Below are 22,736 nucleotides of genomic sequence, written 5' to 3' on the forward strand. Positions count from 1 at the left end.
CTAGCTTTCGGTCGAGACCTCGACCGTTGTGAGGTCGGTCAGCGACGCGCCGATCAAACGCAAGGCAGGCAGCGACATGCGGCTGCCTGCGGTTGCGGGCCCCTCCAGCGGGATCAGCGTCACCGCGGCGGATTTGCCCGTCGCGGGGTTGGTCACCCGCCCCGGCTGTTCCGCGTCGACCAGAGGTGTTTTCAACCACAGCCCCGGCTCCGTCGCGCTGCCCAAGCTGACCACGGTCGACCCCAAGGCGGCACCGGTACTGGCGGGCGCGCGGGTGGCCGCCTCGCGCTCTGCCGCCGTGGTGGTATCCAGCGCCTCGGCGCTGCTGCCCGCGGTGGCGATGGGAGAGGCGGCGGGCGGCGATGCAGGGGCCGGTCCGCTCGGCGTTGCAGCCTCAGCCGTGGCATCGACCGATGCGGATGCGGGTGCAGGCTCAGACTGGCTGGCATCCATCCCGAGGCGTTCCGTCAGGTTGCTGCAACCGGCGGTGGCGGCGGCGATGAAAAGCGGTAAGATTATACGTGTCATCCACGCAGCCTATCCGCGCCCTGCCCCCTTATCAATCGCCCAAATGGCGCTTGCCCCGGGTTGGGCGGGGCATTACCTATGAAGCATGACAGCACCCCTCATTGACCCTTTCATGCGCGCGATCACCTATCTGCGCGTCTCCGTCACCGACCGCTGCGATTTTCGCTGCGTCTACTGCATGTCGGAGAACATGACCTTCCTGCCGAAGAAGGAATTGCTGACGCTGGAGGAGCTCGACCGCCTGTGCAGCAATTTCATCGACCTCGGCGTCGAGAAGCTGCGCATCACCGGGGGTGAGCCGCTGGTCCGGCGCGGCATCATGACCTTCTTCGACGGCATGAAACGGCATCTCGACAGCGGCAAGCTGAAAGAGCTGACGCTGACCACCAACGGCAGCCAGTTGGAGCGCTTCGCCGATGACCTCTACGCCTCCGGGGTGCGCCGCGTGAATGTCTCCCTCGACACGCTGGACGAGCAGAAATTCGCGGATATCACCCGCTGGGGGCGCCTGCCGCAGGTGCTGCGCGGGATCGACGCAGCGCAGCGGGCGGGGCTTAAGATCAAGATCAACGCTGTGGCGCTCAAGGGCTTCAACGAGCCGGAACTGCTGCATATCACCGAATGGTGCGCCGAGCGGGACATAGATCTCACATGGATCGAGGTCATGCCGATGGGCGATTTGGGCAACGAGGATCGTTTCGGCCAATACTGGTCGCTGCGTGACGTGCGCGCGCGTTACGCCGAACATTACACCGTCACCGATCTGGCTGAGCGTACAGGGGGCCCTGCGCGCTATGTGCGGCTGGAGGAGACCGGGCAGAAGATCGGCTTCATCACGCCTCTGAGCCACAACTTCTGCGAAAGCTGTAACCGCGTGCGGGTCACCTGCACCGGCGAGATTTTCATGTGTCTGGGCCAAGAAGACGTGGCCGACCTGCGCAAACCCCTGCGCGATCACCCGGACACGGACCTGCCGTTGCAGGAGGCCATTCGTGCGGCCATCGACCGCAAGCCCAAAGGCCACGATTTCGACTATTCGCGGCAGCGTGTTGACGGGCAGATGCCCCGCCACATGAGCCACACGGGCGGCTGAGCCTTTGGCGGTGCCGTTTCTCTACCGGGCATGGGTCGCGGCAAGCCGTGTGATCTTGCCCGTGGCCGGGCGGCGCTCCATGGCCAAACTGCGCCGCGCCGAGGTCACACCGGAACGCGCGCGCGAAAAGTTGGGCCATGCCAGCCAACCCCGCCCCGAGGGGCAGTTGATCTGGTTTCACGCAGCCTCGGTTGGGGAGAGCCTGTCGGTTCTGGCGCTGATCGACCGGATGGGGCGCGCCCTGCCGCAGGCGCATTTCCTCATCACTTCCGGCACCGCCACCTCGGCCCGTTTGGTGGGCGGCCGCCTGCCCCCGCGAACGCGGCATCAGTTCGCCCCGCTCGACGCCCCCGGCCCGCTGAAACGTTTCCTTGACCATTGGCGCCCCGATGCGGCGCTCTTCGTGGAAAGCGAGCTTTGGCCGCAGATGCTGCGACGGACCCATACGCGGGGCACGGCGATGGCGCTGATCAACGCCCGCCTCTCGCAACGCTCAATCGAAAGCTGGCAGAAACGGCCCGCGCTGGCTGGGTTCCTCTTTGGCGTGTTTGACCTGATCCTGACGCAGAATGACGCGATGGCCCGGGCCATGGCCACGATCAACGCCCCGGCTGACCGGGTCACGCCGGGGATCAACCTCAAGTCCATGGCAGGCCCCCTGCCGCAGGACGAGGAGACCATCGCCGAGGCGCGAAAGGCCTTGGAGGGCCGCCCTGTCTGGATCGCTTCCTCAACCCACCCGGGCGAGGAGAAAGCGGTGTTGGAAGCGCATCGCCAACTGCTGGAGCGCATCCCCGAGCTGTGCCTGATCCTTGCCCCCCGCCACCCCGAGCGGGGGGAGGAGGTGGCCGGTCTCATCGCCAGCTACGGTCTGACGCATGGGCGTCGAACACGGGGCGACATGCCGCGCGAACAGGTCTATCTGGCCGACACTCTGGGCGAGTTGGGCACATGGTACGCGCTATCCGACATCGTCTTTCTGGGCGGGTCGCTGCACCCGATCGGGGGGCATAACCCCTATGAGGTCGCGCAGGCCGGGGCGATGGTGCTCTCGGGCACCCATGTCGCCAATTTTGCCGAGACCTATGCCGAGATGGAAGCCGAGGGCGCCGCGCGGCTGGTGGCGGGCACGCAGGATTTGGCGGACCGTGTGGGGGCTCTGCTGCGCAACGATATTGCCCGTGCAAGTGGTGTAGCCGCGGCCAAGGCCTATGCCGCCGGGCAGACCGACAAGCTCGACAGTATTGCCGAGCGCCTGATCACGGCCCTGCGCCTGCGAGGGGACAGCGATGCCTGAGCTTTTCGTCACCAACTACAACCGTAATTTCACCGGGGTCTCGGCCACGGCGGCGAATGTGATCCGGCAACAGCTCGACCGGCATGACTTGGCGCTGGTGGGCCAGCCCCTGCCCGGCTGTCCGGTGCCACTGACCCGCGTCGCGGCGGGGCGGATCACCCGCAAACATCCCCCCCAAGACCGCCCCTTCGCCATCTGGCATGTGCGCCGCAACACGGAAATGCGCAGCGCGCTTTGGCTGCGCGATGTGCGTGGGGCAAATATCCGGATCGTCTTTACCTCTGCCGCGCAGCGCCTGCATTCGGCCTATCCCCGCTGGCTGATCCGGCAGATGGACGCGGTGATTGCCACGACCGAGCGCGCGGCGGAGTTTGTGCCCCATGTCCGCGCCGTGGTGCCGCATGGGGTAGACACCGATGTCTTCTCCCCCGCGACGAACCGGGCGAACGCTTGGGAGCAATTGGGCTTTGGCGGCACCTATGGCATCGCCACCGTGGGGCGCATCCGGCCTGAGAAAGGCACCGACCTTTTCGTCGAGGCCATGCTGCGCCTGCTGCCCCAATGCCCCGGCGCGGTGGCGTTGGTGATTGGCCGTGCGGGCGGCAAACATGAGGCGTTTTTGACCAAGCTCAAGGCGCAGGTCGAGGCCGCGGGCCTTGCCAATCGGCTGCTTTTCATCGGCGAGTACCCCGCCGCCGATCTACCGAAACTGATGCGCGCCCTGTCGCTGGTGGTGCAACTGCCGCGCTACGAGGGCTATGGCATGGTCCCGCTCGAAGCGCTGGCCTCGGGCGTGCCTTTCGTCGGCAGCGATGCGGGCTATTACGGCGCTTTCTCGAACGGAGGTCGCGTGGGCAAGGTCGTGCCACTGGGTGCAGCAGAGGCTGCGGCCCAAGCCGCGCTGTCCCTGCTAGGGCGCGAGGATCAAGCCGCCCTCTCGGAGGCCGCGCGCCACTGGGCCGAACAGCGTTTCAGCGCCCGGGCCGAGGCCGATGGGATCGAAGCCGTCTACAACGCGCTTTGGGAGCGCGGCTAGCCCCCAAAGCAAAACGCGCCCCCCGAGGGAGACGCGCTCGCACGTCTTTCGCCGCTATCAGGCCGCCGGCATGCGCTGCTCGACGATGCCTGCCCACCAGCTACAACCCGCGGGGATCGCTTCGTCGTTGAAGTTATACTCCGGATGGTGCACCGCCGCCGTGTCGCCGTTGCCGACGAGGATATAGGCGCCGGGGCGCTCTTCGAGCATGAAGGCGAAGTCCTCGCCTCCCATGACCAGCGGCGCTTCGTCACATTGGCCCGAGATCGAGCGCGCCACATCGGCGGCGAACTCGGTCTGCTCCTCGTGGTTCACCATGACCGGGTAGCCGCGATGGTAGGTCACATCGGCGCTACCGCCAAAGGTGCCTGCGATGCCGTTGCAGATCTCGTTGATCCGTTTTTCGGCCAGTTCCCGCATCTCGGCGGACATGGTGCGCACGGTGCCTTTGATCTGCACCTTCTGCGGGATCACGTTGAAGGCTTTCGAGGAGGTCTCGAAAGAGGTGACCGAGACCACGATCTGCTCCACCGGGTCGGCATTGCGCGCGGTGATGGTCTGCAGCGCCAGCACGGCCTGCGCCGACATCACGGTGGTGTCGACGGTCTCATGCGGCTTGGCGGCATGGCCGCCGCGGCCTTCGAAGGTGATGTCGAACTGATCGGTGGCTGCAAAGAACGAGCCCGCGCGGATGCCGAAGGAGCCGGTGGGCATGCCCGGCCAGTTGTGCATGCCGTAGACTTCCTGAATGCCCCAACGCTCCATCATGCCGTCTTCGCACATCTCGCGACCGCCGCCGCCGCCCTCCTCGGCGGGCTGGAAGATCACCACGACAGTGCCGTCGAAGTTGCGGGTCTCGGCGAGGTATTGTGCAGCACCCAAGAGCATGGCGGTGTGGCCGTCATGACCGCAGGCATGCATCGCGCCGTCGGTCTTGGAGGCATAGTCCAGCCCGGTCTGTTCGTGAATCGGCAGCGCGTCCATATCGGCGCGCAGGCCAAGCACCTTGCCCGAGGCGGTGGAGTTGCCCTTAATCACACCGACGACACCGGTGCGGCCAATGCCCTCGACCACCTCATCGCAGCCGAAGCTGCGCAGTTTCTCCGCCACGGTGGCCGAGGTGCGGTGGGTCTCGAACAGGATCTCGGGGTTTTCATGCAGGTCGCGGCGCCATGCGGTAATGTCGTCATGCAGCTCGGCAAATCGGTTCTTAACGGGCATTTAGGAAGTATCCTCCGGAGTTGGGTTGGGCGCTGTTTTCATGCAGTCGCATTTATCTGCCACATGCTTACGCCCTTGCCAGCCGGTCCTCAACCACCTGCGCGAACCATGAGCAGCCCGCCGGGATCGCGGCATCGTCAAAGTCATATTCCGGGTGATGGACCGTCGCCCCTTCCCCGTTGCCGATCATAATATAGGCACCCGGTCGCGCATTGAGCATATAGGAAAAATCCTCTCCGGCCATGATCGGCGGCGTGTCCCGATCGGTGCCGGGAGTGACCTTGTCGGCGGCCTCAGCGGCAAAGCGGGTTTGATCGGCATGGTTGCGGGTGACCGGGTAGCCGCGCTGGTAGTCGATCTCGGCCCGGCATTGATGTGCCTCCGCCGTGAGGCGTGTGAGGTCGTGCAGACGACGCTCGGCCAAATCCTGAACCTCCGGATCCAGCGTGCGCACCGTGCCGCGCAACAGCACCTTATGCGGCAAGACGTTGTGGCTGTCGGTGTCGCTGCGCAGGGTGCAGACCGAGACGACGACCTGTTTCAGCGGATCGGTGTTACGGCTGGCGATGGATTGCAGCGCGATCATCACATGGGCGGCGGCGAGGTTCGTGTCCACCGCCTCATGCGGGGCCGCGGCATGGCCGCCTTGGCCCGTCAGCGTGATGGCAAACTCGTCCGCCGCGGCCAGCAGCGCGCCCTCGCGGATGGCGAACTGCCCGGTCGGGTGGCCGGGCATGTTGTGCATGCCGTAGACCTCGTCGATGCCCCAGCGGTCCATCAGCCCTTCCTGCACCATGACGTTGCCGCCACCGCCGCCCTCCTCGGCGGGCTGGAAGATCAGCACCACGCGCCCGTCGAAATTGCGCGTCTCTACGAGGTATTGCGCTGCCCCAAGCAGCATCGCCGTATGACCGTCGTGGCCGCAGGCATGCATCTTGCCGGGGTGTTTCGAGGCATGCGGCAATCCCGTCGCTTCGGTGATCGGCAGCGCGTCCATGTCCGCCCGCAGGCCGATGGTGCGGCCCGAGCTGTTGCTCTGCCCCTCGATCACCGCGACCACGCCGGTCTGGGCGATGCCGGTGGTGATGTCGGTGATGCCGAAGCTGCGCAGCTTCTCCTCGACGAAGCGCGAAGTCTCGGGCAGGTCGAACATCAGCTCCGGATGCTGGTGCAGATGGCGGCGCCAGGCGGTGATCTCGGCGTGGGTCTCGGCAAAGCGGTTCTTGATCGGCATGGAATGTCCTTTTCGAAATATGCTCAGAGCGTCGGGCCAAGGCGGATGGCACTGCCATCGCTGAAACGGTCGGCGCGGAATCTGCGCAGATCATGGCCCGGCGCGTCGCCCATGACCAGAGCCGCCAGCACCCGCCCCATGGCCGGCCCGATGCCGAAGCCGTGGCCCGACATGCCGGTGCCGATGACAAGGCCGGGGATCTGCGCGCAGGTGTCCACTACCGGCACGATATCCGGCATCGTGTCGATCATCCCGGCCCATGAGGCGCGGGCGATGATGGGCGGCAGATCGGGATAAAGCGCGGCAAAACGTTTGCGCGCCCGGCGCAGCGCGCGGTGGTCCGGCATGGGGTCGAGGATGCGCATCGCCTCAAAGGGGCTGTGCGCGTCAGCCGCCCAGTTGCGAGGCGTGCGCCAGGCATCGGGAAAGCCGCGCGGGGCTGCGCCGCGCAGACGCTGACCGAAGGGGCTTTGGCGCAGTTGCGGCAGGTAGTGCCGCAGCGCGCGGAAGGCATCCGGTCCGACATAGAGATCGGGACCCCCGCCGGGCGCCAGCGTATAGCCGCCATCGGCGCGGCGGCGGAAGGCAAGACCCGCCTCGGCGGCGGCCCCGGCGTGAACCTCGGGCAGCTTATTGGTGGCCAGCACGCTCTCGCGCACCGAAAGCTGCGGCAGGCTGACACCATGGGCACGCAGGAACAGCGCCGACCACGCCCCGCCCGCCAGCACGACCGAGGAACAGCGGATTGCTCCCGCCTCGCTCACCACGCCCCCTACGCGACCGGCGGCAAGGTCGAGGCGGCGCACTGCGCAATTCTCGATGATCTTCACGCCTTCGCGCGCTGCCAACGCCGCCAAGGCGGGCACGGCGACCCAAGGCTCTGCGCGCATGTCCGAGGGGGTGGTGAGCGCCCCGGCATAGGTCCCGGCCAGCCCCGGGAAAGCCTTGGTAACTTCGCCCGCGTCCATCAACCGGCTGTCGACGCTGTGGGTCTTGGCATGGGGCAGCCAGTCGGCATAGCCCTGCATCTTGGCCTCGGTCTGCGCCAGATAGGTGACGCCGGTCTGCTGCAAGCCGATGTCACGGTCGAGTTCAGGCGCCAGTTCACGCCAAAGCCGCGCGGCCTCGACCATGATCGGCAACTCGTCCGGGTCGCGCCCCTGTTGGCGTATCCAGCCCCAATTGCGGCTGGATTGCTCCGCGGCGATACGGCCCTTTTCCAAGAGCGTGACCTGTTTGCCTGCGCGGGCTAGAAACAAGGCGGTGCAGACGCCGATCACCCCGCCGCCGAGGACAACGACCTCGCTCTCGCGCGGCGGGGTGCGCGGGTAGCTGGCGGGGGTGGCAAGGGTGATAGGAAAAGCGGACATGCGGACCCCGGTGGCTGACGCCGCGCGGCTGCACCGGGCGGCCGTGAAAAGGACAGGCCCCGCGCGGGGCCAGCCACAGGTCTGTCAGGGAAAGCTCAGCCCTGCAAGCGGGTCAGCAGACGGCGCATGAAGTCGTGGCCGGCCTCGAATTGCGCCACCTCGATGAACTCATTAGGCTGATGCGCCTGCGCGATGTCGCCGGGGCCGCAGATGACGGCGGAATAGCCCGCCTCCTGGAACTGCCCGGCCTCGGTGCCGTAGCTGACTTTGTGGCTGGCGTTGTCACCGGTGATCTGGCGCACGATCTGCTCGGCCTCGCCGTCCTTCTCGGGCTGCAGCGCGGGCACGTCGAAGCGCGTCGAGGTCTCGATATAGGTCTCGGGCACCACGTCCTGCATCTGCTTTTCGACCTCGCGCACCTTCTTGAGGTAGGCGGTGCCCCATTTGTCCTTGTCCTCGCCGGGGACCACGCGGAAATCCATCGCGAACTTGCAGTCCTTGGCGGTGATGTTGTGGGCCGTGCCGCCCTCGATCACGCCGACATGGGCGGTGGTGAAGGGCGGGTCGAACATCGCCGCCGTCTCGGTCGGTTTGGCGGCCATGTTGTCGCTGTTCACGTCATTGGCCCATTCGATAAGCTTCGCGCCCGCCATGATCGCGTTGACCCCGGTGTGCAGCAGCGAGGAATGCACCTCGAAACCCACGAGATGGGTGTTGAAGCCGATGCCGCCCTTGTGCCCGGTCACCGCCTGCATGGTCGAAGGCTCGCCCACGATGACCGCCGAGCCCTTGGGCACCACGCCCTGCATCGCTTGGATCATCGGCGGAGCGCCGGTGCAGCCGATCTCCTCGTCGAAGCTGAGTGCGATCTGCAGCGGGCGATTGACTTCTGCATAATGCGCCTCGACCAGCGCCCAAATCGCCAACGCGTCGAAGCCCTTCATGTCGCAGGCGCCGCGGCCGTAGTAGCGGCCGTCCTTCTCGGTCACGGTGAAAGGGTCGGTGTCCCATGCCTGCCCGTCGACCGGCACCACATCCGTGTGCCCGGAAAGGACCACGGCCCCCTCCTCCCACGGGCCGGCATGGGCAAAAAGCGCATGTTTCGGCTGGTCGGGATCGATGTAGCGGTGGCTCTCGACCCCGTGCGAGGCGAGGTAGTCAGCCACCCAGTCGATCAGCGGGATATTCGTGTCGCGCGACACGGTGGGAAAGCTGATGAGTTTGGTCATCAACTCGAGCGGGGTCAGGCGTTCGGTCATGGGTCTTCTTTCAATAGCCGCTGTCGGTGGTCAGCACATGGTGCCCCGGCTCCACCTCGCGGTAGACCGAAGGCTCGGGCCGGTAACTGACCGGGTGGATCGGCGAGGGGATGGGTTTGAAGTTCAGGTCTTTCTCGGACTTGCGGCGGCGCGGATCGGCGATCGGCACGGCCTTCATCAGCGCCTGCGTATAGGGGTGCTGCGGGTTCTCGAAGACCCGCTGGCGCGAGCCCATCTCGACGATGCGGCCCAGATACATGACGCCGACATAGTGGCTCACGCGTTCGACCACGGCCATGTCGTGGCTGATGAACAAGAACGAAAGTTCCATTTCGGCCTGAAGCTCCATCATCAGGTTCAGCACCTGCGCCTGCACGGAAACGTCCAGCGCCGAGACCGCCTCGTCCGCGATGATGAGCTTGGGGTTCAGCGCAAGCGCGCGGGCGATGGCGACGCGCTGGCGCTGGCCGCCCGAAAGCTCATGCGGGAAGCGGCGCATGAAGCTGCGCGGCAGTTCCACGCGGTCAAACAGCATCTCGATCCGCTTGTTGATCTCCCCGCCCTTGAGCGTGCCGAAGTTGTGGATAGGCTCGGCCACCTGATCGGCCAGCTGCATCTGCGGGTTGAGCGAGGCGAAGGGGTCTTGGAAGATCATCTGCATGTCGAGCCGTGCGGTGCGCAGCGCCGATTGGTCCAGCGACATGATGTCGACGCCGTCGAGGTTCACCTCCCCCGACATCGGCTCCACCAACCGTAGGATCGAGCGTCCGGCGGTGGATTTGCCGCAGCCCGATTCGCCTACGAGGCTCAGGGTCTGGCCCTTGTTGAGCGAGAACGACAGGTCTTCGACCGCATGAACATTGGCGACGGTGCGGCGCAGGAAACCGCCCTGCACCGGGAAGCGCGTGGTCAGGTTCTTGACCGAGAGAAGCGTCTCTTCGCGGCCCTTGATCGGCACGATCTCCTTGTCGGGCGTACCCAAGAGTTTCATCGGCTCAGGGTATGGCTTGCCCGTCATCTCGCCAAGCTTCGGCACCGCGGCGAGAAGCGCCTTGGTATAGGGGTGCTGCGGGTTCTCGAAGATCTCCTCGACGGTGCCTTCCTCGACCTTCTTGCCGCGGAACATCACGACCACGCGGTCGGCCATCTGCGCCACCACGGCCATGTCATGGGTGATGAACATCACCGCCGTGCCGGTCTCGCGCTTCAGCCGGTCCATCAGGGCGAGGATCTCGGCCTGAATGGTCACGTCGAGCGCGGTGGTGGGCTCATCGGCGATCAAGAGACGCGGCTCACAGGCCAGCGCCATAGCGATCACCACACGCTGGCGCATGCCGCCCGAAAGTTCGTGGGGGTATTGCTTGAGCCGGCGCTCCGGCTCGGGGATGCGGACCTGTTTCATCAGCTCCAGCGCGCGGGCCTCGGCCTCTTTGCGGGTCATGTTCAGATGCAGGCGCAGACCTTCGGTCATCTGCTTGCCGATGGTGAACACGGGGTTCAGCGCGGTCATCGGCTCTTGGAAGATCATGCCGATCTCATTGCCGCGAATCTTGCGCATCAGATTGCCGCCGCTGGCCGCAAGATCAACCTGCCCTTCTTCACCGCGCTCAAAAAGCAGGCGACCGCCTGCAATTTCACCGCCGCCATACTCAACCAGTCGCATCAGCGACAGGGAAGACACCGATTTGCCCGATCCTGATTCTCCGACCACGCAAACCGTCTCACCGGGATTGATGTCGAAACTGACATCCTCAACACCGACCACGGGGCCATCTTTGGTTTGAAATTCGACGCGCAGGCCCTGAATTTGGGCGATTGGCGCCCCATTGGTGTGATCCAGCATCTGTTTCCCTGTTGTTTTTATTGGCGCAGATTTTGCCCGACGCTACGGCGAATGTCACGAGACTGTCAAACCTGACGCGCAGAGTTCGAGCTTTGTCATAATTGCGCCACGTCCGCCCTTGCAATTTCCGGCAAACCTGTTTCGATATAGCCCATGCGGTTTGGAAAGAGCGCTTCGATCACAGGTTGAATATTGCTTGTTTTGTTATGTTTAGCTGGCGAAGCTCATGTTCTTTCCGGGGCGACAACAACAAGGCGGGGAACATCCCGTCGACAATAAGCGGCACGCCCACGTGTCCAACATGGAGTAAGATATGAAATTGAAGACCCTATTGATGGGGGCTGTCGCATCGACGGCGCTTGCCCCTATGGCCTTTGCAGAAGCCCATGAGGGCGAGCGGGGCCGCGACGGCGAAGTCAAGATCATCTATTGGCAGGCGCCTTCGATCCTGAACCCCTATCTGTCGAGCGGCACGAAGGACGTCGAAGCCTCCTCGCTGGTTCTCGAACCGCTGGGCCGCTACGACCAGAACGGCGCGCTGGTGCCCTATCTAGCAACCGAGATTCCGACGCTGGAAAACGGCGGCGTGAGCGAAGACCTCAAGACCATCACATGGAAGCTGAAAGACGGGCTGATGTGGTCCGACGGCACCCCCGTCACCGCCAATGACGTCAAGTTCACCGCTGATTACTGCATGAACCCCGAAGGCGGCTGTGCGCAGCTGGCCAAATTCGAAGGTGTCTCCTCGGTCGACGTGGTCGATGACCAGACAGTCAAAGTTACCTTCTCCGAGCCGATGCCGAACCCCTACGGCCCCTTCATGGGCGGCCAATCCCCGATCATTCAGGCGGCACAGTTTGCCGATTGTACCGGCGCCAAAGCGCCCGAGTGCACCGAGGCCAACTTCAACCCCATCGGCACCGGCCCCTTCACCGTCACCGAGTTCCGTCCGAACGACGTGATCACCATGGCCGCGAACGAGAACTACCGCGATCCGAGCAAGCCTGCCTTCGCCACGCTGACTTTCAAAGGCGGCGGTGACGCGACAGCGGCGGGCCGTGCCGTGATGGAAACGGGTGAGTTCGACTACGCCTGGAACCTGCAACTGGCCCCCGATGTCATCGCCAAGATGGCCGAAGGCGGCAAGGGCAAGCCCATGTCGGCTTTCGGCACGCTGGTTGAGCGTCTTGAACTGAACATGACCGATGCCTCCCCCGATCTGCCGGAGGGTGAGCGCGCCACGGCCAAACACCCGCACCCGATCCTGAGCGATGAGAAAGTGCGCCGCGCGCTCTCCATGGCGATCGACCGCGAACTGCTGGTCGAGGTCGGCTACGGCCAAGCGGGCCGCGCCACCTGCAACATGGTGCCTGCGCCTGAGCTTTACGCCTCTGACAACACCGACTGTCTGACCCAAGACATCGAAGGCGCCAAGGCGCTGTTGGACGAAGCGGGCTGGGTTGACAGCGATGGCGACGGTGTGCGCGAGAAGGATGGCGAGAAACTGTCCCTGCTCTACCAGACCTCGACCAACGCCGTGCGTCAGGACTTCCAAGCGCTGATCAAGGATTGGTGGAGCCAGATCGGTGTTGAAACCGAGCTGCGCAACATTGACTCTTCGGTCTTCTTCGGTGGCGACCCCGGTTCGACCGACACGTTCCAGCGTTTCTATGCAGACGTTGAAATGTACGCCAACAACTTTGACGGCACCGACCCGCAGAGCTACCTTGCCCAGCGGACCTGCGCCAAGTTCCCCAGCCCCGAGACACAGTGGCAGGGCGAAAACATCAACCGCTTCTGCAACGAAGAGTATGATGCGATGGTGGCCGAACTGGGCCGCACCGGCGAGATGGAAAAGCGTGGCGAACTGGCCAAAAAGCTGAACGACATGCTGACCAAAGACAGCTACTCGATCCTGCCGCTGGTGGACCGTGGCCGCGTCTCGGCTGCTTCCAACACCCTTGGTGGCGTTGTGCTGAACACATGGGACTCCGAGCTGTGGAATGCCGCCGATTGGTACCGCATGGAAGAGTGATCTAGGACGGAGGCGCGGCAGGCCCGCGCCTCCCTTCACCGACCTTCGGGGGTGTGCGTCATCCACGCGCCCCCGTCTCGCCCCCACCCCCTCACAGACTGACCTACAAAGGCGACGCCCATGTTGACCTTCACCATCCGACGACTTCTTTTGTCGATCCCGACGCTTTTGTTTATCAGCCTGGTGATTTTCCTGCTGCTGCAACTCGCCCCCGGCGACCCGATGGCCCAAGTGCCGCTGACGGTCCCGCCCGAGGTGAAAGAGAAGATGCGCGAGGCGCTTGGCCTCGGCCAGCCGATCTATATCCAATATTGGAAATGGCTCGTGCAGGTCTTCTGGATCGAGCCGCAGGTTTTCATCGACTACCTGACCAACCACTCCGCTCTGTTCAACTGGCTGCCTGATACGGCGCTTTCCGAAGGCAAGCTGCGCGTGATCTCTTGGCAGACCCGCTCGCCCGTGATGGACATCGTGATCCAGCGCATGCCGCAGACCCTTTGGGTCGTGGGGTTGGCCTATATCGTGGGCATCGTCATCGCCATCCCGATCGGCATCTACTCGGCCTACCGGCACTATTCGGTCTTCGATCAGGCCGGGACGTTCATCACCATGATCGGCTTTTCGATCCCGCCCTTCTTTACCGGTCCGCTGCTCATCGTGATCTTCTCGGTCTCTCTGGGCTGGCTGCCGTCAATCTATGACACGACCCATGTCGTGAACGATTGGGAGAGCTTCAAGGTGCAGTTCTTCCAGATGATCATGCCGGTGATGGTGCTAGCGCTGCAAACTACGGCGCAGATCAGCCGCTACATGCGCGGTGCCATGCTCGACAACCTCAACCAAGACTACGTGCGCACCGCCCGCGCCAAGGGTCTGAAGGAAAGCGTCGTGGTCATGGTGCATGTGCTGCGCAACTCGATGATCCCGGTGGTCACCGTCATCGCGCTCGGCATGCCCGCGATCTTTGGCGGCGCCATCATCACCGAGAACGTCTTCAAGGTGAACGGCATCGGCCAACTGCTGCTGACCGCGCTACGCGCCAACGACCTGCCGATGGTGATGACCCTAACCTTCATCTTCGCGGTGCTGATCGTGCTGTTCAACCTGATCGCAGATATCCTCTACGGCCTGCTTGACCCAAGGATCCGTTATGACTGAGCAACCCATTCCCGCAAGCCCGGTCGAAGCCGACCTCGAGTTCATGAAGGCCCTGCAAGACAAGGGCCCGCAAAAGCCGCCGCGCAGCCAATGGCGCGATGTTTGGGACCAGTTCCGCAAGCACAAAGGCGCGCTTTTCGGCGGTGGCTTCCTGATCTTCATCACGCTGGCCGTGATCTTTGGCCCCTATCTGTGGGACATCGACGCCAAGAAGCTGGACATCCGCAACAAGAACTGGCGGCCGATCTATACGCTGCTCTGGAACGGCGATGCGAAGGCGGGCTGGGCCCATCCCTTCGGTACCGACCAGCTGGGCCGCGACATCCTTGCGCAGATGCTTTTTGGCGGACGGGTGTCGATGGCCGTGGGCTGGATGGCGATGGCGCTGGCGCTGATCATCGGCACCGCCGTCGGCGTGCTCTCGGGCTTTTTCAAACGTATGGACTTCTGGCTGATGCGGTTCACCGACCTGATCCTCAGCCTGCCGATCCTGCCTCTGGTCCTGCTCGCCGTGACGCTCTTTGGCCAACCGCTGCGGGCACAGTTCGGGCCAGAGGGTGGCATGTTCATCCTCATCGTCTCGGTCATCAGCCTGACCTCATGGATGCAGACCGCGCGGATCGTGCGCGGCGACATTCTGGCGCTGAAAGAGCGTGAGTTCATCCTCGCCGCGCGCTCCATCGGCACCACGCCGGGCAAGATCATCCGCCGCCACCTGCTGCCCAACGTGATCTCGCCCATCATGGTCTCGGCCACCTTGGGCCTCGCCACGGCGATCATCACCGAAAGCGCGCTTAGCTTCCTCGGCGTCGGCTTCCCGTCTGACTTCCCCACATGGGGCAAGCAGCTGGCCGATGCCGTGGACCGCATGCAGGAGTTCCCCGAGCGGGTGATGCTGCCCGGCATCGCCATCTCGCTGACGGTGCTTGCGGTGAACTACCTCGGCGACGGTCTGCGCGACGCGCTCGACCCGCGCATTCGCGGACGCTGAGCAAAATAAGAACCGACCGGCCCCTGCCCCCTGTGGCGGGGGCCGATTGTTTTGCGCCCCTTGACGCAGGGTGAACAGCGTCGCCCCTTTTCCCATCAATGCGGAATTTAATTCACCCCTCCGGGGGTCGGCCCTGTGCGCTTTCACTTGATTGTGACCCGCGCCCGCTCCAAATGGGAAATAATTCCGTTTTCGAGGGTTTTCGCGATGTTTGAGTCTTTCGGCTTTGAAGAGACGACAGCAAAAGAGGCGTCCGTTCTGCTGGCGGCCCTCATCGGGCTGGCGTTCGGCGTGCTGGCGCAGCGCACGCGGTTTTGCTTTCGCCGCAGCCTCGTGGGCGAAGACCGACGCCAAGCGCTTGGCATCTGGCTGACCGCACTGGCGCTGGCCGTGATCGGCACGCAGGCCGCCGTGGCCGCCGGATGGATCAATTTTGACGCGCATCGCTTCATGGCCAGCGACGTGCCGCTTTTGGCTATTGCCGTGGGCGGGCTGCTCTTTGGCGCGGGCATGGTGCTGACACGCGGCTGCATCTCGCGCCTCACAGTGCTGACAGGCGGCGGCAACCTGCGGGCGGCGCTGGTGGTGCTCGTCTTTGCCGTGGTGGCCCATGCAACGCTGAAGGGCGTGTTGGCACCGCTGCGCGTGGCGCTCGGCTCCGTCACCGTAAATATGGGAGAGAACGTGAGCCTCGCCGCCCTGCCCGGCGGTGCGCTGCTCTGGGCCGGTGTGATCGCCGTGGCGGCGCTGGCCTATGCGCTGCGCTCGGGCAACCGTCCGGGGCAATTGGCGATGGCGGCGCTGATCGGTCTCTTGGTCCCCGCCGCATGGGTGGGCACCGGGTTCATCCTGCTTGATGAATTCGACCCGATCGCGATGGAAAGCCTCAGCTTCACCTCCCCCTCCGCCGATACGCTGTTTTGGACCATCGCCAGCAGCTCGATCCCCGCAGGCTTTGGCACTGGGCTATTGGGCGGCGTTTTTGTCGGTGCGCTGATCGCCAGCCTCTTCGCGCGGGAGTTCCGGTGGCAGAGCTTTGACGCCCCCCGCCAGACCGGGCGCTACCTGACCGGGGCCGCCATGATGGGCGTGGGCGGCGTGTTGGCCGGGGGCTGCACCTTGGGCGCGGGGCTTTCCGGCGTGCCGACGCTTTCGGTCGCGGCCATCGAGGCCATCGGGATGATCGCTTTGGGCGGTTTGGCCATGCAGGCGCTGCTCAACCGATCTTCCGCCGCAGACGGCGGAGCGTCCACCACACGCCAAGCACAACCGGCAGAGTGACGGCGGCGGTCAGCAGCCCCTTGCTGACCCCCAATGGCCCAGCGAGCGGGTAGAGCAGATAGCCCGCAAGCGACACCGCGTAATAGCTGATTGCCACGACCGACAGCCCCTCTACGGTGTGTTGCAAGCGCAGTTGCAGGTCGGCGCGGCGGTCCATACTGGCAAGGATCGCTTGGTTCTGGGCCGAGCGTTCGACATCCACCCGCGTCCGCAGAAGATCCGCGGCCCGCAGTGCCCGCGCGGCGAGGGTCTGCAAGCGCGTCTCGGTCGATTTCACCGTGCGCATCGCGGGCGCATAGCGGCGCATCATGAACTCGCCAAAGCCCTGCCGCCCCAGAAAACGCGCCTCACGCAGGGCCGAGATACGTTCATAGACGATGGCCTCATAGGCCCCCGTGGCGGCGAAACGATAGGCGGTTTCCGCGGTCAGGGCCTCCAGTGCGACCGACACGTCCAAGAGCGCGTGCAGCGTTTCCTCAGCCGCCGTGCCCGCCCCGCTGCGCATCGCTCCCATGAGCATCGATAGCTGCCCGTCCAGATCGTTCAGCGCCCCGGCCATATCGCGCGCCTGCATGAACCCCAGCATCGACATCGCCTTATAGGTCTCGATCTCGCAGAGCCGCTGCACGATCCGCCCAATCCGCCGCTGGCCGGTCGTCGCATCGGTGAAGAGCGCGAGGCGCAGATGGCCTGCGGGATCAATCCGAAAGTCACTGGCCACCACCGCCGCCCCGTCCAGCACCTCCGCCACGGCGAGGCTTTCGGGCACGAACCAGTCCTGCAAATGCGCCGCGATCTCATCGTCGGCTTCCGGCTTCGGCAGCACCGCAAGCAGGGCCGAGGTGATCCGCTCCCCCTGCACTTCGGCCAGCCAATCCTCTGGGAAGGCGTCGAAATCAGTGGCGGCGAAAGGTAGGCTCCGGCCTGAGAGGGCGATGACCGTATAGGTGACGAACTCGGTATGCTGCTCCCATTTCAGGGTGAAGCGGCCCATCTCTCCGTAATAATGCGTGGCCGCCGCATCGGCGCGCGGGGCGCCGTAATGGGCCAGCAGCGCGTTCAACTCGGCCTGCGGCACGGCATCGGGCGCGGGTTTCACCGCGAGAAAGGCAACCCGAGAGGGCGCGGCAAGCTGCGGAAACGGGCGCGCGTGCATTTCGCCGGTAAGGGCAAGCCGCTGCGGGTGGTCTTTGATCGGGGCCATGACGGGGTCCGCTGTTGGGTGTATTCCACCAAGAATAGCGTCATTGCCGCCGATGAACAGTGAAAAATCACGCTTTTTCAAAAGGTTAATGCATACCGAGGTATACAGAAAGGCCATAACGGAAAACGCCCCACCGTTTCCGGCGGGGCGCTCATGGGGTGGGCTGGGAATTTTTCAAAAATTCCCAGCCGTTTTCTTTAAAAGAAAACGTTAGTCGATCAGCGGCAGCAGCTTGTCGAGGCTGGCCTTCGCGTCACCGTAGAACATGCGCGTATTCTCCTTAAAGAACAGCGGGTTCTCAATGCCCGAATAGCCCGTGCCCTGCCCGCGCTTGGAGACGATCACCGTCTTGGCCTTCCAGCATTCCAGCACCGGCATGCCGGCGATGGGGCTGTTGGGATCGTCCTGTGCGGCGGGGTTCACGATGTCGTTGGAGCCGATGACGATGGCGACGTCGGTCTCGGGGAAGTCGTCGTTAATCTCCTCCATCTCCATCACGATGTCATAGGGCACCTTGGCCTCGGCCAGAAGCACGTTCATATGCCCAGGCAGACGGCCCGCCACCGGGTGGATAGCGAAACGCACGTTTTTGCCCTTGGCGCGCAGCTTCTTGACCAGATCGCTGACAGCACCCTGCGCCTGCGCCACCGCCATGCCGTAGCCGGGGATGATGATGACGCTGTCGGCCTCGTTAAGCGCCTGTGCCACACCGTCGGCCTCAATCGCCACCTGCTCACCCTCGACCTCCATCGCGGGGCCCGAGGTACCGCCGAAGCCGCCGAGGATCACGGAGATGAACGAGCGGTTCATCGCCTTGCACATGATGTAGCTGAGGATCGCACCCGAGGAGCCGACCAGTGCGCCGACCACGATCAGAAGATCGTTGCCGAGCGAGAAGCCAATCGCCGCTGCGGCCCAGCCGGAGTAGCTGTTCAGCATGGAGACAACCACCGGCATATCCGCGCCGCCGATGCCCATGATCAGGTGATAGCCAATAAAGAGCGCCGCCAGCGTCATGATGAACAGCGGCAGGAAGCCCCCGGTGTTGAAGTACCAGACCAGGCAGAGCAGCGAGATCACCGCCGCGCCCGCGTTGAGCAGGTGACCACCCGGCAGCTTGGTGGCCGCAGAGCTGACGCGGCCCGCGAGCTTGCCATAGGCGATGACAGAGCCGGTGAAGGTCACCGCACCGATGAAGACGCCGAGAAACAGCTCAACCCGCAGGATCGCGATCTCGACGCTGTCCTTCTTGGCCAGAAGTGCTGCGAAACCCTCGGTCGCCTTGCGCGCCACCTCGTCCATCGCCAGCACGTTGCCCAGTTCGATATGGGCGTTGTAGCCAACGAAAACCGCCGCGAGGCCCACAAGGCTGTGCATCGCCGCGACCAGTTCGGGCATCTGCGTCATCTGCACGCGGGTGGCCAATTGGTAGCCGATCGCGCCACCGGCGGCGATCAGAATCAGCGAGAGGAGCCAGAACCCCGCCCCCGGCCCGATCAGCGTGGCGACAACCGCCAGCGCCATGCCTGCAATGCCGTACCATACCGCGCGTTTCGCGCTTTCCTGCCCCGACAGACCGCCGAGCGACAGGATGAAGAGAACCGCTGCGACCACATAGGCCGCTGTCGTAAATCCGTATTCCATGATGCTCGCTCCTTCAGGATTTCTGGAACATGGCGAGCATGCGCCGTGTTACGAGGAAGCCGCCGAAAATGTTGATCCCACACATAAAGACCGACAGGGCAGCAAGAAGGATCACCAGCCACGAGCCAGAGCCGATCTGCATCAGCGCGCCCAGAATGATGATCGAGGAGATCGCATTGGTCACCGCCATCAGCGGGGTGTGCAGGCTGTGCGCCACGCCCCAGATGACTTGGAAACCAACAAAGACCGCCAGAACGAAGACGATGAAGTGCTGCATGAAGCTGGCAGGGGCGACGAGGCCGACACCGAGCAGCAGCGCGGCGCCTACGGCCAAGAGCGTGACTTGGTTCTTGGTCTGCGCTTTGAAAGCAGCCAATTCGTCAGCACGCTTCTCTTCGGGGGTCTTTTCCTTGACCTTTTCCTTTTTCGGCGCAGCCGCGATGGCTGCGACCTTGGGCGGTGGCGGCGGGAAGGTCACTTCTTTTTCGTGGGTGATGGTCGCGCCCCGGATCACGTCATCTTCCATGTCGTGGTTGATGACACCGTCCTTCTCGGGCGTCAGATCCGTCATCAGGTGGCGGATGTTGGTGGCATAAAGCGTCGAAGCCTGCGTCGCCATGCGAGAGGGGAAATCGGTGTAACCGATGATCGTGACACCGTTGTCGGTGACGATCTTCTCGTCCATTTTGGTGAGCTTGCAGTTGCCGCCCTTCTCTGCCGCGAGATCGACGATCACGGAGCCGGGCTTCATCGCCTGCACCATATCCTCGGTCCAAAGCTCCGGCGCCTCGCGATTGGGGATCAGCGCCGTGGTGATCACGATGTCCACATCGGGCGCCAACTCGCGGAACTTGGCCAGCTGCGCTTCGCGGAATTCGGGAGAGGAAACAGAGGCATAGCCGCCGGAGGCGGAGCCATCCTGCTGCTCTTCCTCGAAGTCGAGATAGACGAATTCAGCGCCCATCGATTCGACCTGTTCGGCCACTTCGGGGCGCACGTCAAAGGCCAGCGTGATCGCGCCGAGCGAGGTCGAGGTGCCGATGGCGGCAAGCCCCGCGACACCCGCGCCGACGACCAGCACCTTGGCCGGGGGCACCTTGCCCGCCGCGGTGATCTGACCGGTGAAGAAACGTCCGAAGTTGTTGCCCGCTTCGATCACCGCGCGGTAGCCCGCGATGTTGGCCATGGACGAAAGCGCGTCCATCTTCTGTGCACGGCTGATGCGCGGGACCATGTCCATCGCCATGACGGTCGCGCCCTTCGCGGCCGCGGCCTCCATCAACTCGGTGTTGCCGGCGGGGTTGAACATGGAGATCAGCGTCTGGCCTGCGCGCAGGTGCTTGACCTCATCCTCAGATGGCGGGCGCACCTTGGCGACCACATCGGCGGCCTCGTAAAGCGCGGCGGCGGATTGCACCACCTCGACATCCGCGGCTTCATAGGCAGCATCGTCAAAGCCCGCAGCCGCCCCGGCGCCCGTCTCGATGACGCAGCTATGCCCGAGCTTTTGCAGTTGCAGCGCGCTTTCCGGGGTCATCGCGACCCGGTTCTCGCCCTCAAATATTTCTTTTGGTGTCCCGATCTTCAAACCAAGAGTCCCCCTTTGCTGGCCCGTCGCGCCGCTCTGGCGCAACTTTGTTAGTCAGAGCGATAGCGCGCGCGCAGCAATAGTACAAGCAAACCGCGGGGTGAAACGGTGCAAAATTGCTGCACCGCGACATCGGAAGAACGGTTTGCTGTTTTCGGCGCAGAGATAGAACAGCCGTTCCACCCCGCGCCAGTAGCATGGCCCGAGGGCCATGCCGAAGTGTCAAACGACGGCTAAGTCGCGATCAAAGACCGGGGATCAGACGCGCCAAGCCGCGCTGGTCGAAGGTGGTGCCACGATCCGCGCCGAAGTTGATCTCACCGCCCAGACCGACGAAGGGCTCGGACTCGCTGATGCTGCCCACGTCCACCTTGGCAGACCCGACTTCCAAGAACAGATTGGTGGTCGGGGAAACCTCACGATCGAGCCGCATGGCAAAACGCGACAGGTCGTCTCCATCGCTGCCTAGCCGATCATAGGAGCCGCTGATGCCAAAGCCTTCCGCCAGCGCATAACGCGCCTTGATACCGCCAAGCGTGCCGTCGCCTGCATCGGTATCGACATGGGCCAGATAGCCTTCGAAGTCCCAATCCAGCATTTCATAGCCTGCTTCGAAACCCAAGATATCCGCATCTCCGCCCAAGGCTTCCTCCCGGGTGTAGAAGGCCCCGAAAGAGGTTGCTTCATCCCAGTGGTAAATGCCATGCAGGCCCAGCAAATGGCTGTCTTCGTCGACAAAGTCGAAGTCGCTGTAACCGGCGTCGAACTGCAAGCTAAGGTTGCGGTTAAAGCCAAGCTCTACCGACCCATCAACGCCAAGCCGGCTGAAATCGGTGTCGTCCGCGAATGCGGAATAGGAAAGGCCGACCGATCCACCCGTCACTTCGACCGCCTGCGCTGTGGTTGCCCCAAAAGCGAGGGCTGCGGAAAGGGCGAGAACTGAAAATTCTATGTGTTTCATTTTACTGCTCCAATGGTTCTGGCAAGGCCCTGTCATCAGGTTACCCATCCGACCAGTGCGCTAAGGCGGCGAGCGCTGCAATAGTCAGGCGTAAGGCTTCCGCAAATGTGATCGGCGGGCGGCAAGATTTGGCCTATCGCCGTGCCAGCCGCCCCGCACATAACGCCCCGTCATCACAAGCTGCCTATTGTACTGCCGCCCCCTCCGCGCCACCCTGCCCGCAAAGGGGAGGCTTTATGACACTGAAAGACAAACACGCATTCATCACCGGCGGCGGCACAGGCATCGGCCTTGCCATCGCGCAGGACTTGGCCGCCAAGGGCGCGAAGGTCACCATTACCGGGCGGCGTCAGGAGGTGCTCGACGCCGTGTCAGGCAATGGCATCAGCGGCATGACGATGGACGTGCGCGACGAGGCCCAGGTCACCGAGACCATCGCCCGCGCGGTTGAGGCCAATGGCCCGGTGCAAATCTGCGTGGCCAATGCGGGCGTGGCAGAAGGCCGGTCCCTGCATAAAACCGACCTCGATTTCTGGCGTGACATGATGGCGACCAATCTCGACGGGGCCTTTCTCACCATCCGCGAGAGCCTGAAATCCATGCGCCAGACCGATTGGGGCCGGGTCATCGCCGTCTCCTCCATGGCCGGGCTGCGCGGCCTGCCGGGGGCGGCCTGCTACTCGGCCTCCAAACACGGGATGATCGGGCTGATCCGCTCGCTCAGCGAAGATTACATGGGCCAGCCGTTTACCTTCAATGCGCTCTGCCCCGGTTACGTCGATACCGAGATCATCGCGCGCAACACGCAGGCGATCTCCAAACGCGCCGGGCTGTCCGAGGAAAAGGCCCGCGATGTCATGGTTAATGCCAACCGCCACAAACGCCTGATCGCGCCCTCGGAAGTGGCCGCCGCGGCGGCATGGCTGGTCGGCGAAGGCTCCGAAAGCGTCAACGGCCAGTCGATCGAAATCGCTGGCGGGCAAATGTAGCGGC

Annotated in this window: 18 protein-coding genes; 8 read left to right on the forward strand and 10 right to left on the reverse strand. The window is 64.0% G+C overall.

Annotation, left to right across the window (positions count from 1 at the left end; genetic code table 11):
* Nucleotides 1–528 (reverse strand): hypothetical protein, encoded by a 528-nt coding sequence (locus tag ACGYLD_RS12530; protein WP_271693422.1) that lies wholly within the window; start codon nucleotides 526–528, stop codon nucleotides 1–3.
* An 85-nt stretch (nucleotides 529–613) separates the two neighbouring features.
* Between ACGYLD_RS12530 and moaA the strand changes: the two genes are divergently transcribed.
* The 3 genes from moaA to ACGYLD_RS12545 are packed head-to-tail and all read left to right on the forward strand — an operon-like array spanning nucleotide 614 to nucleotide 3,954.
* Nucleotides 614–1,621: a GTP 3',8-cyclase MoaA gene (moaA, locus tag ACGYLD_RS12535; RefSeq protein ID WP_271693421.1), complete on the forward strand. Its 1,008-nt coding sequence runs from the start codon at nucleotides 614–616 to the stop codon at nucleotides 1,619–1,621.
* 4 nt (nucleotides 1,622–1,625) lie between these two features.
* A complete protein-coding gene (locus ACGYLD_RS12540) occupies nucleotides 1,626–2,918 on the forward strand; it encodes a 3-deoxy-D-manno-octulosonic acid transferase (RefSeq protein ID WP_271693419.1) in 1,293 nt (430 codons plus the stop codon).
* Nucleotides 2,911–3,954 (forward strand): glycosyltransferase family 4 protein, encoded by a 1,044-nt coding sequence (locus ACGYLD_RS12545; protein WP_271693418.1) that lies wholly within the window; start codon nucleotides 2,911–2,913, stop codon nucleotides 3,952–3,954. Before ACGYLD_RS12540 ends, ACGYLD_RS12545 begins: the two co-directional genes overlap by 8 nt.
* A gap of 57 nt (nucleotides 3,955–4,011) precedes the next feature.
* On the opposite strand, the gene ACGYLD_RS12550 is transcribed toward ACGYLD_RS12545, so the two are convergent.
* From ACGYLD_RS12550 to ACGYLD_RS12570, 5 genes are all read right to left on the reverse strand, one after another.
* Nucleotides 4,012–5,175, reverse strand: a complete 1,164-nt coding sequence (locus ACGYLD_RS12550) for a M20 aminoacylase family protein (RefSeq protein WP_271693417.1) — start codon at nucleotides 5,173–5,175, stop codon at nucleotides 4,012–4,014.
* A gap of 67 nt (nucleotides 5,176–5,242) precedes the next feature.
* On the reverse strand, nucleotides 5,243–6,409 hold the full coding sequence (locus tag ACGYLD_RS12555; RefSeq protein WP_276154029.1) for a M20 aminoacylase family protein: 1,167 nt from the start codon (nucleotides 6,407–6,409) through the stop codon (nucleotides 5,243–5,245).
* Between the two features lie 23 nt (nucleotides 6,410–6,432).
* Nucleotides 6,433–7,779, reverse strand: a complete 1,347-nt coding sequence (locus ACGYLD_RS12560) for an FAD-binding oxidoreductase (RefSeq protein WP_271693415.1) — start codon at nucleotides 7,777–7,779, stop codon at nucleotides 6,433–6,435.
* A gap of 95 nt (nucleotides 7,780–7,874) precedes the next feature.
* Entirely contained in the window at nucleotides 7,875–9,038 is a 1,164-nt protein-coding gene (gene argE, locus ACGYLD_RS12565; RefSeq protein ID WP_271693414.1) for an acetylornithine deacetylase, read from the reverse strand.
* A 10-nt stretch (nucleotides 9,039–9,048) separates the two neighbouring features.
* A complete protein-coding gene (locus ACGYLD_RS12570; protein WP_168612028.1) occupies nucleotides 9,049–10,881 on the reverse strand; it encodes an ABC transporter ATP-binding protein in 1,833 nt (610 codons plus the stop codon).
* Nucleotides 10,882–11,194: 313 nt separating this feature from the next.
* On the opposite strand from ACGYLD_RS12570, the gene ACGYLD_RS12575 reads away from it, so the two are divergent.
* From ACGYLD_RS12575 to ACGYLD_RS12590, 4 genes are all read left to right on the forward strand, one after another.
* Nucleotides 11,195–12,916 (forward strand): peptide ABC transporter substrate-binding protein, encoded by a 1,722-nt coding sequence (locus tag ACGYLD_RS12575; RefSeq protein ID WP_168612027.1) that lies wholly within the window; start codon nucleotides 11,195–11,197, stop codon nucleotides 12,914–12,916.
* Nucleotides 12,917–13,036: 120 nt separating this feature from the next.
* Nucleotides 13,037–14,074: an ABC transporter permease gene (locus ACGYLD_RS12580; protein WP_271693413.1), complete on the forward strand. Its 1,038-nt coding sequence runs from the start codon at nucleotides 13,037–13,039 to the stop codon at nucleotides 14,072–14,074.
* The gene (locus tag ACGYLD_RS12585) at nucleotides 14,067–15,065 is read left to right on the forward strand and encodes an ABC transporter permease (RefSeq protein WP_271693412.1); all 999 of its coding nucleotides are present in this window, start codon (nucleotides 14,067–14,069) and stop codon (nucleotides 15,063–15,065) included. Before ACGYLD_RS12580 ends, ACGYLD_RS12585 begins: the two co-directional genes overlap by 8 nt.
* Before the next feature lie 207 nt (nucleotides 15,066–15,272).
* Nucleotides 15,273–16,346, forward strand: coding sequence for a YeeE/YedE family protein (locus tag ACGYLD_RS12590; protein ID WP_394402736.1), 1,074 nt, complete (start codon nucleotides 15,273–15,275; stop codon nucleotides 16,344–16,346).
* Here ACGYLD_RS12590 and ACGYLD_RS12595 read toward each other — a convergent pair.
* The 4 genes from ACGYLD_RS12595 to ACGYLD_RS12610 all read right to left on the reverse strand — a co-directional run bounded on the left by ACGYLD_RS12595 (nucleotide 16,282) and on the right by ACGYLD_RS12610 (nucleotide 21,743).
* On the reverse strand, nucleotides 16,282–17,550 hold the full coding sequence (locus ACGYLD_RS12595; protein WP_394402738.1) for a DUF3422 family protein: 1,269 nt from the start codon (nucleotides 17,548–17,550) through the stop codon (nucleotides 16,282–16,284). The two genes, ACGYLD_RS12590 and ACGYLD_RS12595, sit on opposite strands and share 65 nt — an antisense overlap.
* A gap of 210 nt (nucleotides 17,551–17,760) precedes the next feature.
* Nucleotides 17,761–19,194, reverse strand: coding sequence for an NAD(P)(+) transhydrogenase (Re/Si-specific) subunit beta (locus tag ACGYLD_RS12600; protein ID WP_271693408.1), 1,434 nt, complete (start codon nucleotides 19,192–19,194; stop codon nucleotides 17,761–17,763).
* Between the two features lie 13 nt (nucleotides 19,195–19,207).
* Nucleotides 19,208–20,782, reverse strand: coding sequence for a Re/Si-specific NAD(P)(+) transhydrogenase subunit alpha (locus ACGYLD_RS12605; protein ID WP_271693407.1), 1,575 nt, complete (start codon nucleotides 20,780–20,782; stop codon nucleotides 19,208–19,210).
* Between the two features lie 244 nt (nucleotides 20,783–21,026).
* On the reverse strand, nucleotides 21,027–21,743 hold the full coding sequence (locus ACGYLD_RS12610) for a hypothetical protein (RefSeq protein ID WP_271693406.1): 717 nt from the start codon (nucleotides 21,741–21,743) through the stop codon (nucleotides 21,027–21,029).
* Nucleotides 21,744–21,979: 236 nt separating this feature from the next.
* Between ACGYLD_RS12610 and ACGYLD_RS12615 the strand changes: the two genes are divergently transcribed.
* The gene (locus ACGYLD_RS12615; protein WP_271693405.1) at nucleotides 21,980–22,732 is read left to right on the forward strand and encodes an SDR family NAD(P)-dependent oxidoreductase; all 753 of its coding nucleotides are present in this window, start codon (nucleotides 21,980–21,982) and stop codon (nucleotides 22,730–22,732) included.
* The last annotated feature ends 4 nt before the right edge of the window (nucleotides 22,733–22,736 follow it).

It is taken from the genome of Sulfitobacter sp. 1A12056 (assembly GCF_043558125.1).
Classification (GTDB): Bacteria; Pseudomonadota; Alphaproteobacteria; order Rhodobacterales; family Rhodobacteraceae; genus Sulfitobacter; species Sulfitobacter faviae.

Excerpts from the sequence above, each read along its gene's own strand:
- ACGYLD_RS12580 (WP_271693413.1), top strand. The coding sequence starts at position 13,037 with ATGTTGACCTTCACCATCCGACGACTTCTTTTGTCGATCCCGACGCTT.
- ACGYLD_RS12610 (WP_271693406.1), bottom strand. The coding sequence starts at position 21,743 with ATGAAACACATAGAATTTTCAGTTCTCGCCCTTTCCGCAGCCCTCGCT.
- ACGYLD_RS12590 (WP_394402736.1), top strand. The coding sequence starts at position 15,273 with ATGTTTGAGTCTTTCGGCTTTGAAGAGACGACAGCAAAAGAGGCGTCC.
- ACGYLD_RS12545 (WP_271693418.1), top strand. The coding sequence starts at position 2,911 with ATGCCTGAGCTTTTCGTCACCAACTACAACCGTAATTTCACCGGGGTC.
- ACGYLD_RS12550 (WP_271693417.1), bottom strand. The coding sequence starts at position 5,175 with ATGCCCGTTAAGAACCGATTTGCCGAGCTGCATGACGACATTACCGCA.
- ACGYLD_RS12595 (WP_394402738.1), bottom strand. The coding sequence starts at position 17,550 with ATGGCCCCGATCAAAGACCACCCGCAGCGGCTTGCCCTTACCGGCGAA.
- ACGYLD_RS12555 (WP_276154029.1), bottom strand. The coding sequence starts at position 6,409 with ATGCCGATCAAGAACCGCTTTGCCGAGACCCACGCCGAGATCACCGCC.
- moaA (WP_271693421.1), top strand. The coding sequence starts at position 614 with ATGACAGCACCCCTCATTGACCCTTTCATGCGCGCGATCACCTATCTG.
- ACGYLD_RS12570 (WP_168612028.1), bottom strand. The coding sequence starts at position 10,881 with ATGCTGGATCACACCAATGGGGCGCCAATCGCCCAAATTCAGGGCCTG.
- ACGYLD_RS12575 (WP_168612027.1), top strand. The coding sequence starts at position 11,195 with ATGAAATTGAAGACCCTATTGATGGGGGCTGTCGCATCGACGGCGCTT.
- ACGYLD_RS12560 (WP_271693415.1), bottom strand. The coding sequence starts at position 7,779 with ATGTCCGCTTTTCCTATCACCCTTGCCACCCCCGCCAGCTACCCGCGC.
- ACGYLD_RS12615 (WP_271693405.1), top strand. The coding sequence starts at position 21,980 with ATGACACTGAAAGACAAACACGCATTCATCACCGGCGGCGGCACAGGC.
- ACGYLD_RS12585 (WP_271693412.1), top strand. The coding sequence starts at position 14,067 with ATGACTGAGCAACCCATTCCCGCAAGCCCGGTCGAAGCCGACCTCGAG.
- argE (WP_271693414.1), bottom strand. The coding sequence starts at position 9,038 with ATGACCGAACGCCTGACCCCGCTCGAGTTGATGACCAAACTCATCAGC.
- ACGYLD_RS12530 (WP_271693422.1), bottom strand. The coding sequence starts at position 528 with ATGACACGTATAATCTTACCGCTTTTCATCGCCGCCGCCACCGCCGGT.
- ACGYLD_RS12600 (WP_271693408.1), bottom strand. The coding sequence starts at position 19,194 with ATGGAATACGGATTTACGACAGCGGCCTATGTGGTCGCAGCGGTTCTC.